Raw genomic sequence first — 23,626 nt, forward strand, 5'->3', positions numbered from 1 at the left:
TAGGCCTTGCGGAGGTCTGAGGCCAGTTCACAATCTGAAGCGGAACGCTTCCGAAGCTGCCCTGGTGCCTTCTCGCCTTCTGCCGTCACGTGATCGTCATTCGCATCCCCGATCAACGGAGGTTCACCATGACTTGGCGTAACATGACGCAAACGACAATAGGCCAGACCGCACGGCGCTTGCCGGGCACTTTTCTTGACCCTCCGCTCGAACGCCTGCTGGCCCTTGTCCGTGAGTGGAGGACCCGCCGCAACATAGAGCGCGGGCTCGGTCACCTGTCCAACTTCCTTCTGCGGGACGTTGGCTTGACCGAAGCGGACGTCGAAGCGGCCTGCGCCGACAGCTTCGATAGGTCCGCCTCTCGCGCGCTCCAGAGTGCAGCGCAGAACCGCACGGGAAATTGGTGAGAAGGGAGAGCCCCGGGAGCGGAAGCCGTTTTGACGGGGGCAATCGATCAGCCGAACTCAGGGCCATCCCAGTAGCGCCTTGGTTTCAGAGATCTAGCGCGCCGAAGCGATTCGGATGCATACTTCCAAGTAGTCGGCCGGCTCTTCGGATTCATCGTGAGGAACGTCTGCTGTTGGAAGAAACCCACCGAAGCTTTAACAACCGAGTTGAGGCGCTGAGCGCACACTCGTGCGGTATAGTAGGTCCGATAGCGAGTTACGAGCACGGCACGATCCGCAACTATCGAAGCCCGGCAATGCGCAGCCCCTCTACATAGAGAGCCCGGTGCTTGTCGTGAACGATCGGATGAAACTTGTCTACCCATTGAAGGGATAGGGACGGTTGAAGGCGCTTGGCCTGCGAAAGCGCATGAACCGCGATGTCCATTTCACCGGCCATCCCAGCGGCCGCCGCGTACGTCCGCCATGCAGACCCAAAATGGGGCCGGAGTTCAACCGCTCGACATTCGCATTCGACCGCGTCTGCATATCGTCCAGCCATGAAATGACATAAGCCAAGGATGGAGAAATTCGCAGCATATGTGTGATCGCGAGGACTTAGCCTACCCGCGATTTCAAGATGGTCGAGCCCCTCGGCGGGCATGCCCCCATATCCGTAAGTTGAGCCCAGGATCGAATGCGCAAAGGCGAAGCTCGGGTTTAGCTCGATCGCTTCATTTAGTTCTCTCACAGCAGAGTCGAAGCCGCGCGAAATCATGTGCACAAACCCTGCCGCTAAATGCGTCCACGGGTCCTCGGGGTCGCCTTGGATTGCCCGCTGCGCGAGGGCGCGAGAGGTGGGCAGAATGTCTGCTGCGTTGGCCCATCCTGACAAAACGCGGGCCGCGTGAGCCCACGCCAACAGGCTGTTGGCGCGGGGATAGTCAGGATCGAGGTCCGTAGCCTGCTTCAGAAATCCCTGTGCAATCTCGATTTCCGTAGCCGAACTCCAGGTCCAGACATATGGCATCGCCTTCATGACGAATCCCCAAGCGTCAAGATTGGTGGGGGACCTGCTCTGAAAGCGTTGCTGTTCCGCCGTGTAGAGCCGCGGCTCGATCGTAGCGATGACACTTTCGGCAATCTGATCCTGAAGCGCGAAGAATTCCGACAATTCCACATCGTATCGTTCAGCCCACACTTGGACCCCGTTCGATGTGTCACTGACTTGCGCGCTTATCCGGAGGCGATGACCTGAGCGCCTTACACTTCCGTCCAGCACATACCGCACACCAAGCTCTCGACCGACTTGTTTTAAGTCGACCGCTTTTCCCTTGTAGGTGAACAAAGAGTTGCGGGCGGACACGAAGAGCCAACGAAGACGCGACAGCCGAGTAATAATGTCTTCGGCAAGGCCGTCGGCGAAGTATTCCTGTTCGGGGTCGCCGCCCATGTTCTGAAATGGCAGGACAGCAATCGAAGGGTTGTCGGGCAGCGCCAGCTGTTCGGAGGACCCGGCAGTCGCAGCCAGATCGGTTTTTGGGACTGTGTCGCGCATACATAGACAATAGGTCCGCACCGGGCGTGCGATATTTTTGAGCTCTTTCTCGCCCAGATCGACAAATTCTTCCTTCAGTTTGTCGCGCACCTGTTCGTAAGCGGCGGCCGATAAACAGATGCCGTTCGGCTCAGCGATGCTTTCTAGACGGGCGGCAATATTGACACCATCTCCCATCAGATCGCCGTCGCTCTCCTCGACAACATCGCAGAGATGAATGCCGACGCGAAATTCAATGCGTCGCCCGGGCGGTAAGCCAGCGTTGCGCTCAACCATGCCGTTCTGCATTTCGATTGCACAGCGTACGGCGTCAACAACGCTCCGGAACTCTACGAGGGTGCCGTCACCCATAAGCTTCACAACGCGCCCATTGTGGACAGCGATGGCCGGATTGATGAGATCGCTCCGGAGCGCCCGTAGCCGCGCGAGCGTTCGATCTTCGTCCGACCCCGCCAACCGGCTATATCCGACCACGTCGGCGACCAGGATCGCCGCAAGTTTCCGCGTCTGGCTCACTTTGCCCACTCCTGTCGACTAAGTGGCATAGCACAGATTACAGAATCCCGTTTTCGAAGGCGACGTTCGATAGGTGAATTCCGAGATGCGGATGGCCAGGCTTTCCGCGAGAAGGAGCCTACAATCCTGGTCGTTCGCCCCAGACGGCTGAACCCGCCACTAGGATTGCCGCAATCTTACGGCGCTTCCGTCATTTCTGCTGCCAAAACCGCCACAAGCTTTCGTTCTGGGCGCGCCACGATCCCCTCCGGCGCTACACGTGGGTTTGCTGTAACGTGGCACCCCTGCCTACGCGCACCAGCCACCAGAGTCCGCTTCAATCGGCGGCAGAGCTCGGCCCAATGGCCGAATTGAAGCGCGAAGCGGAATATGGGTATCGCGCCGCGGCGGCCGAGATTCAACCGCAGCTCAGAACTCGCCGGAGAGCACTGAAACGAATGCGATATTGCGCCGGCGTCAGCCCGACCTTGCGGCGGAAGAGACGCCCGAAAAAACTCGCATCCTCGTAGCCAACTTCATTCGCCACCGCTTCGACCGGGAGATCGCCCGTCTCCAGCATCTGCTTGGCCTGCTCGAGCCTGAGCGCGTGGATGTAGTCGATCGCCTTCATGTCCGTAGCCCTGGCGAAGCGGCGCACGAAGGAGCGCTCGGACAGGCCTGACAACTTCGTCATGGCGGCGACGGGCGACGGCGTCCGATAGTTGAGTTCCGCCCATCTCTGGCACCGGTTGATCACCGCGTCGCTGGTCTGGCGAAAGCGCATCAGCGCGGCGAAGGGCTGCTGGCCCATGTCGTGCCACTGCAGCATGTAGACCTTGGCGACCTCCATCGCCTCCCTGAGGCTGACGAAGCGCGCGATCAGATAGAGGGCGAGATCCTGCCAGCTTGAGCCGCCCCCGGCCATGACGATGCGCTGGGCCTCGCCGCTCAGCACGAGCGACTGGCCCGGCTTCACCTTCACGCCGGGATAGTTGTTCGTGAGCGTCTCGACATAGCCCCAGTGAATGGTGGCCTCGCGATTGTCGAGCAGCCCGGCCTCACCGAGCAGCACCGCGCCCGAACATGCGCTGGCCAGCATGGCGCCGTCGTCATGCGCTCGCTTCAGCCACGCGGCTTCGGCGTCATACTGCCCGGCAACGCTTTCGCCCGGATTGACGAAGAAATCTGGAATACAGACGATGTCGGGTGGCGGGCAATCGGCAAGGCTGTGATCTGGGCGCACCCAGATGCCGTTTGCCGCGCGAAACGGGCTGCCGTCCCCGGCAACCACATAGGGCCGCATGCGTGGCGTGCCCGCGGCTCCGCTGGTGATGAACAGGAAATCCCTGCCGGGCGAGGAAAACAAGTCGAACATGCCGTAGATCGTGGAGGCGGTAGCCTCCGGAGCGGCAAGGATCGCCACTTTCAATGGTCTCGCCTGTTCAACCATGGCAGAAATGACCGCTTTCCAGCATTTTCGACTTTAGCGGCCGTGCCCGCGCCGCGCTAGCGTGTGTCAAAACGAGGAGACCGCCACATGGCCGCCACCGCTACCCTTGCACAATCGAGCATCGATAGCTTCCGTTCCATCTTGTGCGGCGAGGTGCTGGAGCCGTCCAACCTGTCCTATGACGCGACGCGGGTCGTTTGGAACGGCATGATCGACCGCCGTCCCGCCCTCATCGCGCGCTGCCGGAGTGCTGCCGATGTCGTGGCGTCGGTGAATTTCGGGCGCGAGCATCGGTTAGCGATCGCGATCCGCTCGGGTGGCCACAATGTTGCAGGCTACGCCGTCTGCGAAGGCGGCCTGATGATCGACATGTCGCTGATGAAGGGCGTGCGGGTCGCGTCCGGCCTCGACCGTGCCCTCGTCGAGGGCGGCGCGACCTGGGCCGATGTCGATGCGGCCACCACACCGCTTGGCCGCGCCACGCCGGGCGGTCTCATCTCGGCGACGGGCGTTGCTGGCCTGACGCTTTCCGGTGGCATCGGCTGGCTGCGCGGCAGCCACGGCCTCAGCGTCGATAATCTGCTGGCCGCCGATCTGGTGACCGCCGATGGCCGGCTCATCCATGCCGACGCGACGCAGAACCCGGATCTCTTCTGGGCGCTACGGGGCGGCGGCGGCAATTTCGGCGTGGTGACGAGCTTCGAGTTCAAGCTGCACCCGATCGAACCGGAGCTGATGTTATGCGGTCCGGCCTATCCCGAGGAGCGCGCCAACGAGATCATTCCGCTCTGGCGCGACTACATGCAGACCGCACCCGACCGCCTGAGCGGCCTGGCCGAGTTCTCCACCTTGCCCGACGACCCCTCGATTCCCGAGCATGCAAGGGGCCGGCGCGTCCTGGCGCTCGCGCATGTCTATGACGGACCGGCCGACGAGGGCGAACGGGTCGTGGCGCCGTTGCGCAGTTTTGGGGAACCGCTCGTCGATTTCAGCGGCCGCATGCCATATCGCACCGTCCAGTCGCTCTATGACGGGCTGTTCCCGAAAGGCCGCGACCGCTGCTACTGGAAATCCACCTACCTCTCGCGCCTCGACGACGAGGTCATCGAGGAGACCACCGCTTGGATGGCGAAGCGCCCCTCCGAAATGACCTTCGCCTCGATCTGGAAGTTCGGCGGTTTCGTCCAGCGCGTTGCAGCCGATGCAACTGCCTTCGGCGACCGCTCCATGCCCTTCATGCTCAGCCTCGACGCCATCTGGCCAGGCGCTAACGAGGACGATGCGAACATCGGCTGGGTTCGCAGCTTCTGGCAGGACATGCAGCGCTACTCGACTGGCCGCCTCTATCTGAATTTCCCCGGCCATGGTGAAGGAGCGGATCTCGTGCGCGACGCCTTGGGAGCCGACGCCTACGCGAAGCTCGCCAAGATCAAGCACAAATACGATCCGGACAATCTGTTCCGCCTTAACCAGAACATCCTACCAATGCGCTGACGCACAATCCAAGTCGGGTGTACGGTGGCGACTCTTGTTTCGGCCGTGGTGGCTTTGATCGCGCCCAGCCTGGTCGCCGCGATGCCCGCTTTCAATCAGTGGCAAATCTGTCCGCAACGGCTGAGATGAAGCGCAAGCTGTCGGGCAACCTTGGGGACCGCAAGCCAACTGGCAGCTTTAAGGCTTAAATCCGTCAGAAGTGGACGTTCAGCGTGCGCGAGTTCCGGTGGCCAGGATCACGTCTGCTTTATGACTTCATCTCGACACGGATACCATGCACGGTCTTGCTCGAAGCGTTGAGCACGCGACCCGCTGGTTGGGGGGCCATATGCACCACGAGACAGCCTTGACCGTCCCATGCCTGAACCGCCTGGATGACATCTCGATTGGGCGGCATCATGGTTCCATCCGGCGCGAAGTCGTGGATAGGGCCTTCTACCTGATCGAACACGAATACTGAAGGCCAGCGGTGGTGATGTGTCGGCTCTTCCTCGTCGGGCTTGAGGATTACCTCAAGCACACGTAGCCGGTCATTCTCAAACAACACCTTATGGTTTCCGGGAGCCGCGATAACGGCGTCAAGCTTTGGATCCCACTGCGTAGGGTCGGTCTGGTCGATCACCTTGGTGGTCATGGCGTAATTCTCCTCTCAGATAGACAGGCGGCCCTCACGCCGTCGTCACTGGTTGAATTGTGCCTTGCGCGCAGAACTGCTGCCCGTCCGCCAGTCGCGCATAGTTATGAACGATCTGGTTCTCGTGATCTTGAACCTGCACGACGAAGTTGCCGCCTTGCTCGGTCCAACTCATGATGACAAGTCCGGGTCGAACGCCGGTCAGACTGCTCTGAACCACCTCGTCGATCTTTGTAGCGCCGATCGTCGCCTGCAACCGCAATTCGGTCGGCGACAGGACCGTCAACCTCGGTACAAACTGTCCGAACAAGCAATCAAAAGTCTTTCCGACGAGTGAGGTCGGAGCACCATTGGTCGTAGCCATCCTATTCCTCCTTAATGATTTGCGAAATCAGGCACGCTTGGCCGATGTCCGGCATAGAGACCGAAAATCTGCAATTTTTCAATCTTTGGAGCGCTCCAAGTACAAATTCCATCATTTGACGCTTGACGTCAAGAAAAAACTTGGAGCGCTCCAAAAAATTGTCTAACTGAGGGAAATGAACGCTTCTAAAACGCCTACGCTCGCCGATGTCGGCCGGGTCGCTGGAGTCTCCCGCGGCACCGTCTCCAACGTATTCAACCATCCGGATCTGGTGCGATCCGATCTGCGCCAGCGCGTCGAGGCCGCGGCGCGTCAGCTTGGTTATGATGGCCCCGACCCGAGAGGACGCGTGCTGCGCGACGGCAAGTTCAACGCCATCGGCCTGATCCCCCCGGGTGCATACGCCATTGCCGACATGATCAGGAGCCCATATCTGCGCGAGCTGGTGCTTGGCGTTTCGCTTGCTTGTGACGAGGTTGGAGCGACACTGAGTTTGGTCAATGGTACGGACGAAACGCGCACCTCCACCATTCGAGAGGCCTTGGTTGACGGCTTCATTCTGGGCCACAGTGCGGACATCGAGTTGATCGCGTCTTTACGCCGCCGGCGGCTGCCCTTCGTCATCCTCGAGAGCGATGCCGGTCCGGACGTCAATTCTATCAGGATAGACGGCAGGAGCGGGGCGCTGGCGGCCATCAGGCATCTGGCTGCGCTTGGACATCGGCGTTTTGCAATCCTGTCCATTCGGCGCACATCGGGGTCACCCATCGTCCATTTGCCGGGCAATGCCCCGCGCGCTATCTCTGCCGGTTTTCAACTCGATCACGAGAGACTCTTCGGCTTCGCGCAGGGTTTGGCTGAGCTCGGTCTGTCACTCGACAATGTCCCGATCATCGAGACGACTCCAGGTGAGCCTTCGGCAGGAGCGGTCGTGTTCGACCAGGTTCCGCAAGCAACGGCGATCTTGACCATGTCGGACTGGCAGGCAATCACCGTCCTGGACGAAGCGCGTCGGCGCAATATCAAGATACCCGAGCACATGTCGGTCGTCGGCTTCGATGGCACCGCAGAGTCTTCGCGCACCACGCCTCCGCTCACGACAGTGGCCCAAGACATCGTCGGGAAGGGGAGACTTGCCGCCAGGATGGTGTTTGCAAACGGCGCCCCGAGCCAGGTGATAATACCGGTCGAACTCTTGGTCCGCGGCTCGACCACTCGACCGCGCGGTTAGGCCGGCCACCTCTTACATAGTCGTGACGCACAGTGCGCAACCGCGACCTCCAGCGTGGTCGCCGTCAACGTCTGCTTTCAGAAGGTATCAAAGGTGGCTGCAACGGCCGAGATGAGGCGCATAGCTGACATTTGGCCCAGACTTTGGAGCAGGACTTCAAAATTTGCCGAAATAGAACCTACCCGTCGGCTTGTCATCCTTCATCCAAATCAGCGCCTGGGTCATGGAGTCGACCTGGTCGTCGTGCTTTCCGTTCGGAAATGCGAGCACCTCAAGCAGGAAGTCGTCTCGCCAATGCGCGTCTTTCGGAAGATTGACGTTGCCGTTTTCGATCATTGCGGCAACACGTGACAGCCGGCTTTCCTTGTCGGTTCTGGCTTTTACCGGCGTGGTGCTGATGTCCTGGCTATCCAAGTCGGCGATGAGGCTTGAGCCGGAACCCGCATCCTCGATGAGGATGATGTCGGGGGAGTGCTCCAGAAGGGAGTTTTTTACCGCCTTGATGAGGTCTGGGTAAGCTGCCCGGACGCGGACGAGATCGAGGAGATAATAGTTGTTGTCGTCTTTGGCCCATGTCGTTCCGACGGAGTAATCGCTGGAGGGGTCGCCCTTGAGGGCGGTGTCCCAGCTTTGAACGATGGTCATAGAACGACGGTCGAACTGATGCGGATCGTAGTCGCGAAACCACACCCTCTTGACCATGTTGCCGTCCGGTGGGGCAGGGGATTGTTGGTACTGCGCGGAAAAATTAAGCGATCCTAGTAGGCGCTTTAGACCGTCCAATTCGACGTGTCCAAGACGCGCGGGGTGCAGCAAGTCGCCAAGCTTGCGATCGTGCCAGCGATTTACACTTGTCTGGACGCGTTCGTCCTGCTCGGCAATCGCCGACAGGTTCAAATGCTCCCAGCCGCCAGTCTCCAGAAGCACGCCTGCTAGGTCGTCGACATGCAATCTTTGCATGACAAGGACGACGGCACCGGCCGCGGGATTGTCGAAGCGCGACATCAATGTCGTGCGAACCCAGTCGGCGCACCTATTGCGAGCCGATTCCGAATGCGCTTCATCTGCCTTCAAGGGGTCATCGATAATGATGATGTCGCCACCCCGGCCGGTTAGCTGACCACCGGTCGAGGTCGCCAGGCGCCCACCGCCGAGCGTGGTCTGCAGCTCATTTTCGGTGTTCTTGCGCGGGCTAACCTTGAAGGTCGGAAACATCGATCGGTACCAGGCGGTGTTGACGACCGTTCGAAAGTCGTTGGCGTGCTTGACCGCAAGTGGTTGAGCATAAGAGACGCAGATCATTTTCTTCGACGGATCGCGGCCAAGAATCCATGCCGGGAACGCGACCGAGGTGGTGACCGACTTCAACGATCTCGGTGGCATCGTAATGATCAGGCGCTTGCAATTGCCCGCGGATACGCGCTCGAGCTGATGCGCAATGGCGCGGATGTGCCAGTTGGGCAAATACTTGGCGCCTGGATCGACAGCGGAGAAAGCCAGGGCCACGAAGGTCGCCAGGTCAACGCGGGCCGCGCCCAACAGCAGCTGAAGGGCAGTCGGTGCAACGGGCGAGGAGGATGGTCGGCCCGGTAGGGAGAGGGGGGCGTTCATTCCTCATCTCCTTGATCGCCCGTCTTGGAAGGCGTCTCGGTATCGTTGTTCTCTGACGAGTCCTTGTGGTCGAGATAATCCCGCATCATCTCGACCATCGTTTGCGGATCGAACACGTCAACCTCCGCATCGGGATGCCGGCTTTCCTCAAGTTCGGCACAACGGGATGCGAGCTGAAGAGCATGGGCCGCCGACCGGAAATCGCCTGACAGCGCGTTGTTGCGCATTTTGAGAAGGATGGCCTCCAGGGCCGTCACCGTCGTCGTCCTGCCATTCTGCTGGATTTGGATCGGCCCAAAGAGCGTCTCGCGTACAATGGTGTTCATGTTCTTTTTGCCTTTCGGTCGGCCTTTCGGATTGCCTGATATTCCTTTCTGGAACCGGGTTTCAGCCGGAGGCTTGCCGTAGCCTATCGAGTAGTCGGCAGATCTCTTTCTCCGGGTGGTCACAGCACGCCTCCCACAGTTTCAGGCGCTGGGGCCGCGGACGCTGTTTTGGCGAGTACGCCGGAAGCTTTGACGCTTCCACGCTGCTCGAACAGTTCCTCGAAAGTCTCGCCCGTGGTGGCGAGCGTTGCCTGTTTGCCCGTATGCCTTTCGAAGCGGCGGATGATCAGATCGCAATAGACAGGATCGATCTCGATAAGGCGTGCGTGGCGCCCGGTCTTGTGCGATGCGAGTAGCGTGCTGCCCGAGCCGCCAAAAGGGTCCAGCACGACGTCGCCGCGGCGGCTGACGTCGAGCAGAGCGTCGGCAACCAGAGCGACAGGTTTGACGGTCGGATGCGCTTCGAGCTCTTCCATTCGCGAGGTGCCAAAGCTGTTGGCGCCGCGATAGGTCCAGACATTGCTGCGGTGACGCCCATGTTTGCCGAGTTCAACGTTATTGCGATGCGGCTCCTTGCCATTCCTGAACACCAGCACCAGTTCGTGCTGAGAGCGGTAGAGGCTGCCCATGCCGGCATTAGTCTTGTTCCAGACGCACAGATTGAGCAGATCGCCGAACGTCTGTTTACCCGCCAATGTGGTCTCTGCGATATGACGCCAATCCATGCACACGAAGGCGATAGCGCCCGGCTTGCTCGACCCAGCAATCAGTGAGAACGACTGTTCCAGGAACCCTGCGAACTCGTCGTCGGACATCTCGCCGGATGCCATTGCAAATTCCCGGTGGCTCGTCTTGCCAAGCCCGCTGACGTGTCCGCCGATCGGAACGTTGTAGGGCGGGTCTGTGAAACAGACGGACGCCTTCTCCCCCTGCATCAGCGTCTCGAAATTCTCTTTCGAAAGCGTGTTGCCGCAAAGCAATCGATGTTCGCCGAGCAGAAACAGATCGCCGGGCCGCGTTATTGCTGGTCCTGCTGATTGCTCCGGAAGGCCCGTTTCATCCTCTTCCGATTCATCATCCTGATTGTTCGGCGAGAACTCGCTGATGATCAGATCGACCTCTGGGATGTCGAAGCCGGTGAGGCTCACATCGAAGTCGAGGTCGACCAGCGCCTGCAACTCGATGGCCAGGATCTGCTTGTCCCAGCCGGCCTTCTCGGCGATCCGATTGTCGGCAACTATGTAGGCGCGCTTCTGCGCCTCATTGAGATGGGTGATTGAGAGGGTTGGAACTTCCTTCCAACCCAGGAGGCGCGCTGCTGAGAGCCGGCCATGGCCGGCAAGGACGTTGTTCTTCTCGTCGACCAAAACCGGATTGGTGAACCCGAATTTTTCGATGGAGTCGGCAATTTGTCGGATTTGTTTCTTGGAGTGGGTGCGAGCATTGTTGCGGTAGGGGGTGAGTGCGTCCATCGAAACTGTGGTGATTTTGGTGGCCATTTGATCCTCTGAAATTCGTGCGCGCCGCATGGTAACGCGCCTGTGAGGTCGCAGAATCGACGATTCGAAAAAACCATCTAAATTAGCCATACCCGGAATTCACAGAGTGTTTCGGCAGCGTTCGAGCTAGGATTCACAAATCACCGATTTTGTGTAAGTATGGGGCAACAAAAAATTTTGTCGGCTCCTTGCGATACAGCGATTGCCGACAAACTGTTTTGCTCCCCCTTTCGGAACTAGCTATCAACTATTTCGATATGCGAACAACTGCGGAAAGCGGCCTTGATGGCGCTCTGCTTGAGGCGCGAGGCGGTTTGCCCTGGCTTGTCTGGGGCACACGCCAAAAATAGCGGTTCTCGATCTACACAACTAGATAGCGTAGGAGAGTTTTCTGACGCCGTCGCGACAGGTTGACCGGCACGGATAGAGGCAGCCGAATGTTCAAAGGCTTCGTTGATCCCCCGTCGCCTTGGACACCGCTCCGCGAATGGATTGCGTTTGCGACGATATACTGACGGTCGAGCCGCGAACCGCCGATGTGCAAGAGTACATTGATCAGGCAGATGCGGAATCGAGCGTCGGAAGGGCAAGAGCTCATTGCCTAAGCGGCGTTCTGGTTGAGACGCGAAGCCAATGCTTTCGCCTCGGCTGGAGACAGCCGACTGAGCCTCACTCGCAGCGCCTCGCAAAGTTCGTCGAGTATCGGGTCGCTATCTTCGGAGCCCATATGACGATGCGCTCGATGCTGGAAGAACAGACAGAGCCAAAGGTCGAGCGCGCTGCCGTCCCATTTGCCAATCTTGCGAGCTTGCTCCGACATTCCGATGGCAAGGCCGGCAAGAGGGTCCATTCCTCCGGCGACGTCGTACCCGTTCAGGAAATGGGCGAAGCGCCCTGACTGATCCCACTCGAAGGGCCCGGGCATCGCCGAGAAGTCGCCCTTCAAGGCCAGTCGTTCCCACTTGAGAAGCCGTGTCATTCGGCGGCTTCCGCCAGCACGCTAAGCCGAGGCCGGATCAGAGAGACAAATCGATTTGCAGCATCACAGAGCCAGTCGAGTTGCTGTTCCTCGTCAGCGAAGGTCGACCGCGGTCTGAATACGCCGAGTTCGGTATAGAACGGTGCGGCGGATTTCAACCTTGCTGCCAAATCGAGGCCGCTTTCGCTGCGCAGCTCTGCAATGTGGGCGTCGAACTCATCGAAAAGAACTTACCCATCCTCGTCCCTGAAGGTCAGAAACAAACCCACTTCAGCCTTTGCGCCAGTGGAGCGAAAACCTGTAATCCAGCCTAGGGGCTTTGAGAGCGGTATCCTGACCCAGTTGTCGCCACTGTGACGCGCTGGCAACTGGTCGGAATGATCGAATTGAACGTGGTCTTTGAACCGTTGCCAGAACGCACGATTGACGCTTCGCCGACTGCCGCTTTCCGGATCAACAACGCTCTCCATCGTTTCGCTGGCTTCTGAGGCGCCGATTTCCTGCGTCTCCAGCTGGAGCGGCACGCCGCCGCCGTCGACCAAAACTCTTTGCTGAAGGACTTTAGTCCGCAAGGGCACTATTGGTAACACGACAATGGTACCCGAAGCCGCCTGCCACAATTGGATCTCAAGCAGTGTCAGCTGAGCTAGGCCCGCACCTTGCGAATTCAGATGCTCGGCAATCGCGTGCGTATCCGAGCGGATGCCATCTCCGGCGATAATGAGCTGAAAGTCACCCAGCTTCAGCGACCGCGTCACGGCATCGACAAAAGGGGCCTCTTCAAGCTCTGGCCAACGAATCTTCGCAGCGACAAAGATCGGGTTCGGCTCATGGGTTGCCAGCTTGCGTTTTATCCCTGCGGTCAGATCACCGAAGCTCCAGCGTCGCAGCAGCGCGGCATATTCCAGGATTTGCGCCAACACCTCCCGTCGCGCCTGTGGGTTGCGCCAAAGCTTGCACTCAATAATGACCAGTCGGCCGGTCCTTGCGACGCCCAGAATATCCGCGAACACTGTCCCGCCCGCTCGAGGAATGGCGAGTTCCCGGCATAAAGGCACGACATCGCCAAAGCTGCCTTCAAGGCGGTCAGCCATGATCAACTCGGGATGCCGAAACAGCAAACCTTGTAGCCAATGCTCGTCATAAGCATGCTGCGAAAAAGCATTCGAAACTGGCACTCGCCCTCGGGCAGGCGTTTGGTTTGGCATCAGCGAGCGACGGCCCAGGGGCTCGGGAACTGTTGAACTGAAGCCAGAAAATAACAAGGCACTCATTCGAAGGTCACCTTCTCCAATATGCCACCTAGAAATCGTCGTCGAAGATATTTCGATTATATTGGCAGACGTTCACCAGACTTGTGAGGTGGACTTGCGCTCGATCGGGAACGACAGTCAACTCGAATTGTCGAGTCCATTTCCTCTAGGTGAGCGAATTGGGCCACGGCGCCAAATGTCTCATAATATGCAGTCGGGAACATAGCCGGGTGGCGGCGCAAATCGCGTATGCCGAACAATAGAAATCCGGACAGAGTTTCCGGACACAGCACCTGCGAAACAACCCGCTGTGCTACGGCCGCCACAAGCTGTCCGAAAACGGTCGATTTCTGGACATCGCAATGTCGTGTTGTCGACTAACGCGCTATCTCGGCTCGAGGACCAATTCAGGTACGCGCCTGACATTAGCTATTGAGCATAGATCCGTGCGTCCCGGAAAGCGGACGCGGCACGATCCGGGTTAGGCGAGTAAGATTCGCTCGATGACGGCGGCGCGCGCGGAACCGTCGCAACCAAGGATGAAGCTGTTGCTGGAGCCGAGCGGGCATTGACGCGGCCATTGCCGGAGCAGATCGGCGCTAGGACGGCCAAGCAGCCTTTGTCGCGGGGGGACACTTTGCGGCGGGCGGGCCGCTGGGCCCGACCGGTGAGACTCAGCGCCGGCCAGCAAACAATATGCGCACGCCTGCCAATGCCAACGAATCATACAAACGGAGGAAGGAAGCGATCTAACCAGCGATCCCCATTTCCGATGCCAGCGCCTAAGCCTTTTATGAGACGTAAGCGCAGCTTGCCGGCCGCAGCATGGTCCCAATTTGGGACGAATAGTTTGGCACCCATATTGCACCCACATCTTTCGCCGGCTGATCCCCGGTCCTGATCGCGTACTCTGATCAGGTGTAAGGCTCGCCGGGCTCGAGGTAGTTGGGGTCTTCGCCCGGCGAGTTGTCTACATTGCGCAGTCGCAGCCACATGGTGACGCCATACTCCGCAATGCCGCAAGCATTCCGCAGTTGTGCATCGCCCGACCAAGGTCCGATCGGTATGGGACTTCAGTCGCGCAAAAGGCCGACAGGGTCTGCGACTCCGAATTTTTTGTTAGATTTCATACGCTTACAAAGAGCTTCGCAGTCGTCAGTCGCTCATTGCAACAAGCATTTATCTAAAGTTCCTTCAGTCGGATTAGGAAACTCTTATAAGCCGCTCTATAAGAAATCGGCGAGGTGAGTATTCGCCTGAGGAGGTACCATGACATCCCGAAAAACGCTGTTGGCAGCGCTTGCCGCGCTTGCGCTAGTGACCGCTCCTGCTTTCGCTGGCGCGGGTGGAAACGGTGGTGGTCACGGCAACGGTGGTGGTCACGGCAATGGTGGTGGTCACGGCAATGGCGGTGGTCACGGCAATAGCGGCAAGTCCGGCAACAGCGGCGGGAAGTCCGGCAACAGCGTTTCGCACGGCAAGTCGGCATCGGCTCACGCCGGAAAGAAGGCCTCGGCCGACGACCAGGTCGCCGTCGACGACATTGAGGTCGCCGCGACGCCCAAGGACAAGAACATTCACGCCAAGCTTGGCCGGCTGAACTCGCTGCAGCGCAACATCAACGCTTATATGAACTCCAAGAGCAAGAAATTCGCCGGCATTCAGGCTTATGTGACAGCTTCGGCCGCCGCCAAGGGCGCCCAAGCCGCGGTAGATGCCGCCCAAGCCGAAGTCGACGCGTTGAACGCCAAATTGAACGACCCGAATACTCCGGCCGACCAAGTCCCGACCCAGGAGCAGATCGATGCAGCGCAGGCGGCGCTCGATGCGGCCAATATAGCGGCGGCCGATGCTGCTGCCGCCGTCCCATCGCTGGATGACGCGCTCGCCGATATGGCCAACAAGCCGGTAGACGCCGAGGTCACCGAATGGGCCAATGGCGTGCTTGCCGAGAAGATCGACGAGTTGGCTTCCAAACAGGATCCTGCGCCAACGCCGTAAGACCGGTCACCGCTGAAACGACCCTAGTCGAACGTGCAAGCCGCCGGGTCACACCCCCGGCGGCTGGGCGACGACGAGCTTGCCACCTTATTCTCCTCTTTGAGGGCGACCCTAAACAAGCGGAGTCGCTACCGACGCGTAGGAACAAAAGTGCCGAAATACCGTGTTGAGGAGATGGCATGCGATGCCGTGACGGCCACCCACACCGTCAACGCGAAAACTCCGATCAGGGCGGCGCGCGAAGCGACGGAACGCGACGTCATTCTACGCCCGGCCACATCTTCGAATACAGCTCAGCCCGTAGGGCGGTCCATACCCGGCTGGCCGACGGCTCACGCTGGTTTCTTGAAACGCACCATGCCGTCGACCTCGATGCGCAAGTTCGACTATTGACCCGGACCAGGGTTCTCTCGGTCTGGTTTTGAGCCAAGGGGGAAGCAATACGATTTCCTGGACGTGCCGCTTGAGGCATTTGTCGCGTTCAAATCTGCCTTCGCCAAGGGCCGCTATTTCAACAATCACATCCGCAACTAACTATGCATTCCGACTCGCCCAAGATCCGACTCGCCCAAGAAAAGGCTGCAGGCTCGTTGGACGATTAAGGGAGGTACTTTCCGAAAAACGGCCCGCGCTGATCGAAGGGCGCGCAGGCCGGACCGTTGCCGCCGGTCGGCAGCGGGAGGCATCCATTCCGGCCGGTGCAAACCGGCCTCTCCCGGCACAATTAGCAACCTTCGGCAGTCGTTTTCATCTGTCCAGGGGCTGCGGACTGGGCACTGGTGTCATCCTGTTGACCAGGAGCGGCCTGCTTGGCACTGCCACTCTGCTGGCCCGGCGCACAGTCCTTCGCTGAGTTCGAATTGGTCGACTTCGTTGTGGTCGAATCCGTGTTGTTATCTGTCGTCGGCATCGTTGTGGTAGTGGAGGAGCCACTCGACGTTGTCCCTGTTGTCCCTGTTGTCCCTGTCGTCCCCGCGAACGCAAGCCCGCTGGAAACAGCCATCATGGCAGTGGCAAAAAGAAGCCGTTTCATTCTTCATCTCCTAATGACAAGTAATGTCCCTTCCATTCGATAACGGGGGATGCGAAGGATCGGTTCCGATGCGACCTTGTGTTGACCGGCAGCTTTGGGGCGGCCGTTAGCGGACTGGCAGCCTTCAGGCGGCGGATCTTCGGTAGCTGACATTCCGGCTAGCGCGGACATCGCCTTCCCCATGGGCAGAAATTATTCTCCTGGGGCCCGCCCACGTTTCTCTCAAGCCTCCGATTTCATGACCGACAGGTTATCACGATGTGTCTGAAAGTGCAGAAGCTGATCGTCGCCCCTTGGTTGTGCAGTCCTTCAGCCGTGGGCCAACCTCCCAACACCCTTGAAAAGGACTTGAAGTCGTCCCGCACCAGAGCGAACGTCTTCGCATGATCGGGATAACACGACAAAATACATGAGCCGGCTCTGTGCCGGTGTGGGCATGGGCCTTCTCCCAAGTAGTCGGGCGAAAGCCTGATGATCGCTCCCAAGCGCCTCGTGCCTGTTTGTTTTTGATTTTTCGAGGCGACCGCAGCAGTGTGCGCTCGTTAGCAGGCAATGGCAACCGGCCAGGCAATTGCAGCATCCACGCTGCGCACGCCGCCCTGACCGCGCGTGCCGGTCCCCTGGCGTCGGTCGGCCGCTACTTCAGTGTTTCTGGTTGACAATCGTGGCGGCCTCACTGCATTTTTCGCGTTGAGGGACAAACGTGGGGACCCTGCATGAAGAAGCCTTATCAGAAGCCTGAATTAAAGAAGCGCGAGAAGCTCTCGGCCGTAACGGCTGTGTGCACGCCATCAACCTGCACCGATGAGTGACAACATTTAGACCGGCGCTTTGCCGAATTCGCTAGAGAGGGACTGCCGTGAAGAAAGAATACAGCAAGCCAGTACTGGCCAAACGTGGGCGTCTCAGCGCAGTGACGGCGCAATTGGCACCCAGTGTTGAACCCAGAGGAGCCTAGGCAAACCACGGCCCTGCAACAAAGCCAGTTGGCTTCGGCAGCGGGCTTTTCCGTGTCTAGGCGCCGAAACGTATCTTCGTATGCCTGTCACAACGAGCCAGGCGGTTTCCGTGCTCGGTCTCCGGACTTCAGGGTCGCTGAACCCTGCCTCTCGCAAGGCAGCAATGACCTCATCCGGCTCGCGAGGTGTAAAAAACATCGGCCGGCATGTTCATCCGGTCCATATGTGCCTTCGGGAGTAAGCCAAGCACGACGCGACCGCCTGGTTTGAGGACGCGATGGAGCTCTGCGGATCCAGCTCTAAGGCTTTGCCAGAAGTACACTGTGTGGACGCTGAGGGCCTTGTCGAATGTGCTATCCGGCAAGGGCAAGTCCTCGACTAGCCCGGTCCGGAACTCGGCTCGTCCGACGCGCACTGCATCGGCGAACCGGTGGGAGGCAGCGTTCACGACATCCTGCGAGCGATCAACACCGCAAACGAATGCTGCCTCACGGAGAAGTTGCGGCAGTAAGACTGCGCCGCTGAAACCGACCTCCACGGCGCGATCTTCCGGGACCAGTTGCACTTGATCGAGAGCGTAGCCGTTGAGCCGGGCATTGCCCCGGTTCATTCCGGCCCGGACCAGCCAGCCGCCGATTCCGGTCGGCCTAGCCTTTGCACGAGCCGGTGATGACGGACGCGAATTTGTTGCTGCTGCGAGCCACACCTACCATTTGGCGGAGCTCTTCGCAGATCTCTCTCGCGTCTTGGCGCGAAATCTCGGAGAGATAGCGCAGGATTGTAGCCTGTTCAGTCAAGTCCTGCTGAATGTCGTTCAATTCGGCCAGCTTGCGTTCGATAGAACTCATCTAGGCACCATGCGCCTAGAAGTGGCCGCGCGCAAACGCTGCTTCGATAGCGATGACCAGTTGGGTTGTGCTGCGCTCTTAGGCGTCGAATTCCAGCGGCTGGCGGTCCGGTTGCTCGTGCCACATCAGTCGGCGGAAATCGCGACGGTCTACCTTTTGCGCGCAAATGGGGCGCGCATAGAAATGCTCTTCCCAGTCAGGTCATGTGGCTTGCCGGGGATGGGCGGTCCGAGGTTGGCTATTCTGGCCATGCCCGACCGAACCCGTCGCAGCGGCAAAAGTTCCGGAAAGGCGTGCCTGTTGCCCGATGGCCCGCTCGCATTTTTTGTACCATATATTCGCGGCTTCCATTAGCATCCTCTCATGGCAACTCTGCGGTACGGCGTAAGGCGGGAACCGGATGGGACGTGGACGGTATTCGACGTGTTCACCGGGCTGCCTGCTATTGTAGCGGGCCACCCATCTGTCGACCTTCCCGACATGGAGTATGCCGAAGAGCTGGCGGCCATCCTGAATGCCAACGACCTAAAGCAGAGGCTATCTCACGGAAGGTTCCTGGGAGGGTTCGCCTGACTGAGGTGTGATTCGCCCGGCTTCGTACTCCCCATCCAGGGTGGTTCGTCCGATCCGAACAAGCATTTGTTATTGAACTACCGACTACCAGGGTCTTAAATCGACTTGCCATTGCTTTTCGTAGGGAGGATGTGATGAGCAACGTGGTGCCAATCCGCAAGGCGTTGCCTCGCGTGGAAGTGGTCGGAGCCAGTGGCGAATGGGTCGTGCGCATCATAGAGACCGACCAGGAAATTACACGCTCATTCGGCTTGGAATCGTTCGCCCTGTCCTTCGCTGAACGCCAGCGGATACGGCTGCATCTCGACAAGGTTGTGCGGCTTTAGGACCCTCCTGCGGCTGGGTAACCTCAGGGCCTCGACGGTGATGGCCCATGGATGTGCTTGAACAGGAGATTGCCGATCTCCTGCATTGCCGTCATTATCCGGGTAAGCCGCTAAACGGAGACTTCACCGCAGACGCTGCCGAGCAGCGGGATCAACACGAAACTGTCATCCCGAAACTTGGTGGTGATCGTGAAATCTTGTGCTCGACAAGCCACACCCATGAGGAGAATGCTTCCGCTGTCCGAACTCACGACCTGGCAATTTGGCGCCTTGCGCGAAGCGCGATCGACCCAAGATACGCGTGTGTGTGGATCTAGGACTCCTGTCGAGGCTCAATAGCGGAACAGCCGCGCAGCCATATGGCTCCCAATCACGGACGGTCAGGTTGCGGCCCCAAAGCTGCCGGTCAGCAATGCGCCTCCATTGGCCGTAGTGATGACGCCGCGTGAAGCACATGCGAGGCGAGGAGGAATTGCAGCACACCTGTTTCGTCTGGCAGATCGGACTTCATCGAATCGGAATGGGTTTTTTACACATTCGTTTATCTATTCGTGGTTTCTAATACATATGTCATCCAACGCGTTCACCCGGATCTGGTTTGCTTTGGGCCGGCTAAGGCGCCTCACGAACGGTAACGTTGCCGTCATCTTCGCCTTCACCTTGCCGGTCGTGGTCGCCGGCGCCGGCCTCGGTATGGAGACATCCTTCTGGTACTACAGCAGCCTTAAGCTGCAGGCCGTTGCCGATGCCGCGGCCTATGCCGGTGCGCTCGAGAAAGTCGCGGGTTCCGATAACCCGACCATCATCGCCGCCGCCACGCAGTCCGCGACCTCGAACAATTTTGCCACGCCGGGCACGATCCAGGTCAACACGCCGCCATTGTCCGGCCCGAACACCGCGAAGAAGGCAGTGGAGGTCATCGTCAAGCAGAACCTCGACCGCTACTTCACGGCGATTTTCAACCAGGCGCCCGTTGCCGAACAAGCAAGGGCGGTGGCGCTGATCAATGACGCCTCCAAGGCTTGCGTGCTGGCGCTTAGTCAGTCGGCCTCCCAGGCTGCGCTCTTTTCCGGCAACACCACCGTCAACCTCACCGGCTGTTCGGTCATGTCGGACTCGATTGCCTCGGACGCCATAAAGACGCAGGGCTCGGCGGTGCTCAAGGCCGACTGCCTGATCACCGTCGGCGGCATGGTGCTGAACAATCCAGCGACCACGGTCTGCAAGTCCAACATCACCCATGCCTTGCCGGCGGCTGATCCTTTCTCCAGCCTGGCGAAGCCGACGGCCGGCAACCCGTGCAAGTCTGTCAACGGCAACAAGACGTCGCAAACACTCCAGCCTGGCACCTACTGCAGCGGCATGAGCCTCAGCGGCAACGTCACCCTGCAGCCCGGCGTCTACGTCGTGCAAGGTGGTATGAAGGTCAACGCCAACGCGGTCGTCGCGGGCAGCGGGGTAACCATCTTCATGGCAGGCAGCAACACCGTCAGCATGAACGGCAACGCCAAGGTGACGCTGAGCGCGCCTACCTCCGGAGCCTATTCCGGCGTGCTGTTCTACGGCGACAGGACTGGGACTGCGGCGCAGAGCACCTTCAATGGCACCGCGGACTCGCTTTTGACCGGCGCCATCTATTTCCCCAGGCAGCAGGTCAACTACCTTGGCAACTTCTCGGGGAACGGCGGCTGTACTCAGGTCGTCGCCGACACCATCCAGTGGTCCGGCAGTACGACCATCAAGCAGGACTGCACCAGCCTCGGGATGAAGAACATTCCGGCGACGCAATCCGTTCAGCTCGTCGAGTAGCGGGGTGGGTGGGCGGACCTTGCGCATTGTCTTGGACAAATCCGGGATAGCTGCCGTGGAGTTTTCCATGTTGCTGCCCATCCTGTGCCTCGTCTGCCTCGGCATCGCCGACGGCTGGTCCTACGTGACGAGTTACCTGCAGATGCGCGCGGGCGTCAAAACCGCGGCCAATCTCGTAATGGCCGGCGCGTCCAATGACACCGGAACGCAGGCGGTCGCGCTTTCGAGCTGGAACGACAAGCCCGAGGACGCCGCGGTCGTGCTGGTCCGCTCCTATTTGTGCGGCGCCACGGTCGTGGATGCGACCACCATTTGCGGCGGAACGAAGCTGCCGACCGTGTTCGTCCAGATAACGGCCACGGGCACCTGGGTGCCCCCGTTCAACTTCGGTGTCTTCCCGGACCCGCGCGCGATCAGTCATCAGGAGGTGATCCGTGTCCGCTGAAAGGATCGGATCCAGATGGCGCCGTGACTGCTCCGGCGCAGCCGGGCTGGAGTTCGCCTTGATCGCGCCTTTCCTGGTGATGCTTTTGTTTGGAATCTTCGCCTTCGGCTGGGCCATGAATGCCGTGTCGACCGTCCGCTATACGCTGGAAACCTCTTCTCGGGCGCTGCAGCTGAACAACACGCTTTCGCAGAGCGACATCCAGGCCATCGCCACGCAGAAATTGGTGAACCTGGGTCTGCAGAACGTCATTGTGACGATCGCGATCGACCCTGCCAGCGGCGGCTTCAAGATGGCGCATCTGACCGCCAGCTATGCCTTCGTCATCGCTTTCCCGTATTTCGACCAGTATCCGATAAATTACGCCACGACCGTCACGGTGCCCCTGGTTGCAAGCTAGGATACAGCCGGCTTGGTTGAGTTGGCGGCCCTGTATTCAGCTTCCCAAGGCAATGCGTCGAAGTCGGGCTTGTGCCCCGCTTCACGGTAGTCAGCCTGAGTGAGGAAACCTGCTTTGTCCCGCGCCACAACGCAAACTAATGGCGGAGTGCCCGGGCACCTATAAACGCCTACAGCTTTTTCCATGCAACAGGTGTGCTACGGGTGCTCGGAGATGTCGTCCTTCATTGCGATGACAGACCATGAGCGAGGATAGTAGCGGCCCGGCATCACTGAAGGTGCGGGTTGGTCAAATTCGTACAACTCTTTTCATTGCAGAGAGAGTTTCGGCGAGCTTATTAATGTGTCGTTTGCCATTGCCTTTTCTGGGAGGCCGCGATGGTTGCAACGCCCATAGATATCGCTCGATCGGCCACTACGGCCACCTGCTCATGCGCCAGAAGTCCATGGCGGAACCCGCCACATTTCGCTGGGACATGGATCAATCGCGCAGGGCCATCCGAGCCTCACGCGAGCTTCTGAAGCGCCTCGTCAACGTCGTCGCGACGTGGCGCGAGGCTGGGAAGATGGCGACCCGTCTACTGTTGCCGTCTCCGCGTTTCAAGCCGACGTTTTCCGCTCTGCATTCCGAGCCCTAGTAGGGGAAACGGGTACGCCTGAGTGTCAATGGCGCGATTTAGCCAAGGCCCTGGTGCGCGATTTCACTGGGTGCGAGCTGATCGAAACTGGCTTGGTGGATTGGATCATCAGCAAGTAGCCGCTGCCCGCCAGCGGCCCAGCAGCCGTCTGCGGGACTTTGCAGCGGGCGCGCTGGGCCTGACCGGTGGGGCGGTGTGGTATCCGCCGGCTGGCGAACATATGCGCCTCCTGCCAACGCCAGCGAAACATCCAAACGAACGAGGCGATCTAACCGCGATCTCGCCATCCAAGGCCAACACATAGGCCGATGGCAAAGGCCTATAATAGCTGAGAGAACGAAAATGGCCGACGCCCATGGTTGGGGAACCCGGGTGGGTAGGCGCCGGCCACAAGCGGAACAGGCCCGCCGCGCCACACACATGGCTGATTTGTCATCACGTGGTTATGGTGTGATCGCGTAAGGCTAGACCAGCGGAACCTAGTAAACGCCGCTTGGTAAGCGATCCTCGACGCGATCGTTCATCGCCACGACGACTTGGGAAACTTGACGGTTGCAGCCCTCTGCCATGTCGAGCTCAAGTCATGAACATCGGCCCTCCGATCATGAGCAGGCATGCGCCCATCCTACCATATCGCGCTCCCGGTTTCGCAAGGCGCAGCAGCAAGGGGGAGGCGACCAGAGCCGATGTGAAGGGGACTAGGCAGCTAATATTCGCTTGCGCTAATTTAAATGTGCCGTAACGTCATGCTCAGCCTTTTTGGGGAGGAGCAACGGTGGGGAGTATGATGAGAGTAGCTGTGTTTTGCGCGGCGATCGTGATCGCTGGGACTGGTGTCGCTGTTTCCAAGGAGAAGAAGGTGGTGGTGAGTGACGCCACGGACCTTTGCTCTACGAAGCACTCGGCCAAGAAGCAGGTGCTCGAGCTGGACTGCAGGCCGACCGGAACCGCCAAATTGCCGGCCGGTGGAACGCCGGAAAAGCCGCGCCTCGGATACGACACCGATCCGTGGCTGGTTAAAGGCCTTTAGACACTAGTCTAGCCGACGGCAACACAGCGCGGCTAAGGGGAATGTGCGCTGGCGGTGAAGCCTTCTTTGTTCTCTCGTCGGTGGAACATTGTCGCTTGGAAACGCTTCGGACGGTGCACTGCCCCATCAGTGCAACGTTCCCTTCCTTGTTTGCACTGGCCGGCTGCTGAAAGGTGGCCGGCTTTTTTGCATATAACCGCGACCTGATGTTTGAGGCTTGTTGATTGGACAGCAGCGAGTGGCCGCTGCTGGCTTAGCGTCCAGGATTGAAATCTGTAAAGGCGA

At 59.4% G+C, this 23,626-nt stretch carries 21 protein-coding genes and 2 pseudogenes; 13 read left to right on the top strand and 10 right to left on the bottom strand.

Annotation, left to right across the window (positions count from 1 at the left end; translation table 11 throughout):
- Positions 1 to 143: 143 nt before the first annotated feature.
- Positions 144 to 407 (top strand): DUF1127 domain-containing protein, encoded by a 264-nt coding sequence (locus NKJ57_RS03830; RefSeq protein WP_023829982.1) that lies wholly within the window; start codon positions 144 to 146, stop codon positions 405 to 407.
- 280 nt (positions 408 to 687) lie between these two features.
- Here NKJ57_RS03830 and NKJ57_RS03835 read toward each other — a convergent pair whose 3' ends face one another.
- The gene (locus NKJ57_RS03835) at positions 688 to 2,460 is read right to left on the bottom strand and encodes an adenylate/guanylate cyclase domain-containing protein (protein ID WP_352510530.1); all 1,773 of its coding nucleotides are present in this window, start codon (positions 2,458 to 2,460) and stop codon (positions 688 to 690) included.
- A 397-nt stretch (positions 2,461 to 2,857) separates the two neighbouring features.
- On the bottom strand, positions 2,858 to 3,862 hold the full coding sequence (locus NKJ57_RS03840) for a GlxA family transcriptional regulator (RefSeq protein ID WP_352510576.1): 1,005 nt from the start codon (positions 3,860 to 3,862) through the stop codon (positions 2,858 to 2,860).
- Positions 3,863 to 3,976: 114 nt separating this feature from the next.
- Here NKJ57_RS03840 and NKJ57_RS03845 point away from each other — a divergent pair, with 114 nt between their 5' ends.
- The gene (locus tag NKJ57_RS03845; RefSeq protein WP_352510531.1) at positions 3,977 to 5,383 is read left to right on the top strand and encodes an FAD-binding oxidoreductase; all 1,407 of its coding nucleotides are present in this window, start codon (positions 3,977 to 3,979) and stop codon (positions 5,381 to 5,383) included.
- A gap of 247 nt (positions 5,384 to 5,630) precedes the next feature.
- On the opposite strand, the gene NKJ57_RS03850 is transcribed toward NKJ57_RS03845, so the two are convergent.
- Both NKJ57_RS03850 and NKJ57_RS03855 read right to left on the bottom strand, forming a co-directional pair.
- Positions 5,631 to 6,017 carry a hypothetical protein gene (locus NKJ57_RS03850; RefSeq protein ID WP_352510532.1) on the bottom strand — a complete coding sequence of 129 codons (387 nt, stop codon included), beginning with the start codon at positions 6,015 to 6,017 and terminating at the stop codon, positions 5,631 to 5,633.
- 34 nt (positions 6,018 to 6,051) lie between these two features.
- Entirely contained in the window at positions 6,052 to 6,381 is a 330-nt protein-coding gene (locus NKJ57_RS03855; protein ID WP_352510533.1) for a MoaF-related domain-containing protein, read from the bottom strand.
- A gap of 175 nt (positions 6,382 to 6,556) precedes the next feature.
- Between NKJ57_RS03855 and NKJ57_RS03860 the strand changes: the two are divergent.
- Both NKJ57_RS03860 and NKJ57_RS03865 read left to right on the top strand, forming a co-directional pair.
- Positions 6,557 to 6,694 (top strand): annotated as a pseudogene (locus NKJ57_RS03860) (LacI family DNA-binding transcriptional regulator); the annotation flags it as partial.
- A 36-nt stretch (positions 6,695 to 6,730) separates the two neighbouring features.
- Positions 6,731 to 7,612, top strand: coding sequence for a substrate-binding domain-containing protein (locus NKJ57_RS03865; RefSeq protein WP_245271892.1), 882 nt, complete (start codon positions 6,731 to 6,733; stop codon positions 7,610 to 7,612).
- A 156-nt stretch (positions 7,613 to 7,768) separates the two neighbouring features.
- On the opposite strand, the gene terL is transcribed toward NKJ57_RS03865, so the two are convergent.
- The 5 genes from terL to NKJ57_RS03890 form a co-directional block, all read right to left on the bottom strand.
- The gene (gene terL, locus NKJ57_RS03870; RefSeq protein WP_352510534.1) at positions 7,769 to 9,223 is read right to left on the bottom strand and encodes a phage terminase large subunit; all 1,455 of its coding nucleotides are present in this window, start codon (positions 9,221 to 9,223) and stop codon (positions 7,769 to 7,771) included.
- On the bottom strand, positions 9,220 to 9,672 hold the full coding sequence (locus NKJ57_RS03875; protein WP_352510535.1) for a DUF5681 domain-containing protein: 453 nt from the start codon (positions 9,670 to 9,672) through the stop codon (positions 9,220 to 9,222). Before NKJ57_RS03875 ends, terL begins: the two co-directional genes overlap by 4 nt.
- The gene (locus tag NKJ57_RS03880; protein ID WP_352510536.1) at positions 9,669 to 11,048 is read right to left on the bottom strand and encodes a site-specific DNA-methyltransferase; all 1,380 of its coding nucleotides are present in this window, start codon (positions 11,046 to 11,048) and stop codon (positions 9,669 to 9,671) included. Before NKJ57_RS03880 ends, NKJ57_RS03875 begins: the two co-directional genes overlap by 4 nt.
- Positions 11,049 to 11,649: 601 nt before the next feature.
- Positions 11,650 to 12,027, bottom strand: coding sequence for a hypothetical protein (locus NKJ57_RS03885; protein WP_023740378.1), 378 nt, complete (start codon positions 12,025 to 12,027; stop codon positions 11,650 to 11,652).
- A gap of 230 nt (positions 12,028 to 12,257) precedes the next feature.
- On the bottom strand, positions 12,258 to 13,301 hold the full coding sequence (locus tag NKJ57_RS03890) for a hypothetical protein (protein WP_352510537.1): 1,044 nt from the start codon (positions 13,299 to 13,301) through the stop codon (positions 12,258 to 12,260).
- A gap of 1,248 nt (positions 13,302 to 14,549) precedes the next feature.
- Here NKJ57_RS03890 and NKJ57_RS03895 point away from each other — a divergent pair.
- Complete coding sequence (locus tag NKJ57_RS03895; protein WP_352510538.1) at positions 14,550 to 15,281, top strand: hypothetical protein; 732 nt, start codon at positions 14,550 to 14,552, stop codon at positions 15,279 to 15,281.
- A gap of 444 nt (positions 15,282 to 15,725) precedes the next feature.
- A pseudogene (locus NKJ57_RS03900) lies at positions 15,726 to 15,815 on the top strand (KTSC domain-containing protein); the annotation flags it as partial.
- 1,627 nt (positions 15,816 to 17,442) lie between these two features.
- Here NKJ57_RS03900 and NKJ57_RS03905 read toward each other — a convergent pair.
- Entirely contained in the window at positions 17,443 to 17,883 is a 441-nt protein-coding gene (locus NKJ57_RS03905; protein ID WP_352510539.1) for a class I SAM-dependent methyltransferase, read from the bottom strand.
- On the opposite strand from NKJ57_RS03905, the gene NKJ57_RS03910 reads away from it, so the two are divergent.
- The 7 genes from NKJ57_RS03910 to NKJ57_RS03940 all read left to right on the top strand — a co-directional run bounded on the left by NKJ57_RS03910 (position 17,858) and on the right by NKJ57_RS03940 (position 23,341).
- The gene (locus tag NKJ57_RS03910) at positions 17,858 to 18,475 is read left to right on the top strand and encodes a hypothetical protein (protein WP_352510578.1); all 618 of its coding nucleotides are present in this window, start codon (positions 17,858 to 17,860) and stop codon (positions 18,473 to 18,475) included. The two genes, NKJ57_RS03905 and NKJ57_RS03910, sit on opposite strands and share 26 nt — an antisense overlap.
- Before the next feature lie 353 nt (positions 18,476 to 18,828).
- Positions 18,829 to 19,020, top strand: a complete 192-nt coding sequence (locus NKJ57_RS03915; RefSeq protein WP_352510540.1) for a hypothetical protein — start codon at positions 18,829 to 18,831, stop codon at positions 19,018 to 19,020.
- Positions 19,021 to 19,587: 567 nt separating this feature from the next.
- Entirely contained in the window at positions 19,588 to 20,829 is a 1,242-nt protein-coding gene (locus NKJ57_RS03920) for a pilus assembly protein TadG-related protein (RefSeq protein ID WP_352510541.1), read from the top strand.
- 55 nt (positions 20,830 to 20,884) lie between these two features.
- Positions 20,885 to 21,274 (top strand): TadE/TadG family type IV pilus assembly protein, encoded by a 390-nt coding sequence (locus NKJ57_RS03925; RefSeq protein WP_352510542.1) that lies wholly within the window; start codon positions 20,885 to 20,887, stop codon positions 21,272 to 21,274.
- Positions 21,264 to 21,674 (top strand): TadE/TadG family type IV pilus assembly protein, encoded by a 411-nt coding sequence (locus NKJ57_RS03930; protein ID WP_023716265.1) that lies wholly within the window; start codon positions 21,264 to 21,266, stop codon positions 21,672 to 21,674. Before NKJ57_RS03925 ends, NKJ57_RS03930 begins: the two co-directional genes overlap by 11 nt.
- 241 nt (positions 21,675 to 21,915) lie before the next feature.
- Positions 21,916 to 22,311: a hypothetical protein gene (locus NKJ57_RS03935; protein ID WP_352510543.1), complete on the top strand. Its 396-nt coding sequence runs from the start codon at positions 21,916 to 21,918 to the stop codon at positions 22,309 to 22,311.
- 784 nt (positions 22,312 to 23,095) lie between these two features.
- Positions 23,096 to 23,341, top strand: a complete 246-nt coding sequence (locus NKJ57_RS03940; RefSeq protein ID WP_023740330.1) for a hypothetical protein — start codon at positions 23,096 to 23,098, stop codon at positions 23,339 to 23,341.
- The last annotated feature ends 285 nt before the right edge of the window (positions 23,342 to 23,626 follow it).

This window comes from Mesorhizobium sp. M0077 (genome assembly GCF_040322955.1).
In the GTDB taxonomy this organism is placed as follows: Bacteria; Pseudomonadota; Alphaproteobacteria; order Rhizobiales; family Rhizobiaceae; genus Mesorhizobium.

What these genes read in the sequence shown, in the direction of transcription:
- NKJ57_RS03830 (WP_023829982.1), top strand. Translation starts at nt 144, where the DNA reads ATGACGCAAACGACAATAGGCCAGACCGCACGGCGCTTGCCGGGCACT.
- NKJ57_RS03845 (WP_352510531.1), top strand. Translation starts at nt 3,977, where the DNA reads ATGGCCGCCACCGCTACCCTTGCACAATCGAGCATCGATAGCTTCCGT.
- NKJ57_RS03850 (WP_352510532.1), bottom strand. Translation starts at nt 6,017, where the DNA reads ATGACCACCAAGGTGATCGACCAGACCGACCCTACGCAGTGGGATCCA.
- NKJ57_RS03855 (WP_352510533.1), bottom strand. Translation starts at nt 6,381, where the DNA reads ATGGCTACGACCAATGGTGCTCCGACCTCACTCGTCGGAAAGACTTTT.
- terL (WP_352510534.1), bottom strand. Translation starts at nt 9,223, where the DNA reads ATGAACGCCCCCCTCTCCCTACCGGGCCGACCATCCTCCTCGCCCGTT.
- NKJ57_RS03880 (WP_352510536.1), bottom strand. Translation starts at nt 11,048, where the DNA reads ATGGCCACCAAAATCACCACAGTTTCGATGGACGCACTCACCCCCTAC.
- NKJ57_RS03885 (WP_023740378.1), bottom strand. Translation starts at nt 12,027, where the DNA reads ATGACACGGCTTCTCAAGTGGGAACGACTGGCCTTGAAGGGCGACTTC.
- NKJ57_RS03890 (WP_352510537.1), bottom strand. Translation starts at nt 13,301, where the DNA reads ATGAGTGCCTTGTTATTTTCTGGCTTCAGTTCAACAGTTCCCGAGCCC.
- NKJ57_RS03895 (WP_352510538.1), top strand. Translation starts at nt 14,550, where the DNA reads ATGACATCCCGAAAAACGCTGTTGGCAGCGCTTGCCGCGCTTGCGCTA.
- NKJ57_RS03905 (WP_352510539.1), bottom strand. Translation starts at nt 17,883, where the DNA reads ATGAACCGGGGCAATGCCCGGCTCAACGGCTACGCTCTCGATCAAGTG.
- NKJ57_RS03915 (WP_352510540.1), top strand. Translation starts at nt 18,829, where the DNA reads ATGAGCAACGTGGTGCCAATCCGCAAGGCGTTGCCTCGCGTGGAAGTG.
- NKJ57_RS03920 (WP_352510541.1), top strand. Translation starts at nt 19,588, where the DNA reads ATGTCATCCAACGCGTTCACCCGGATCTGGTTTGCTTTGGGCCGGCTA.
- NKJ57_RS03935 (WP_352510543.1), top strand. Translation starts at nt 21,916, where the DNA reads ATGAGCGAGGATAGTAGCGGCCCGGCATCACTGAAGGTGCGGGTTGGT.
- NKJ57_RS03940 (WP_023740330.1), top strand. Translation starts at nt 23,096, where the DNA reads ATGATGAGAGTAGCTGTGTTTTGCGCGGCGATCGTGATCGCTGGGACT.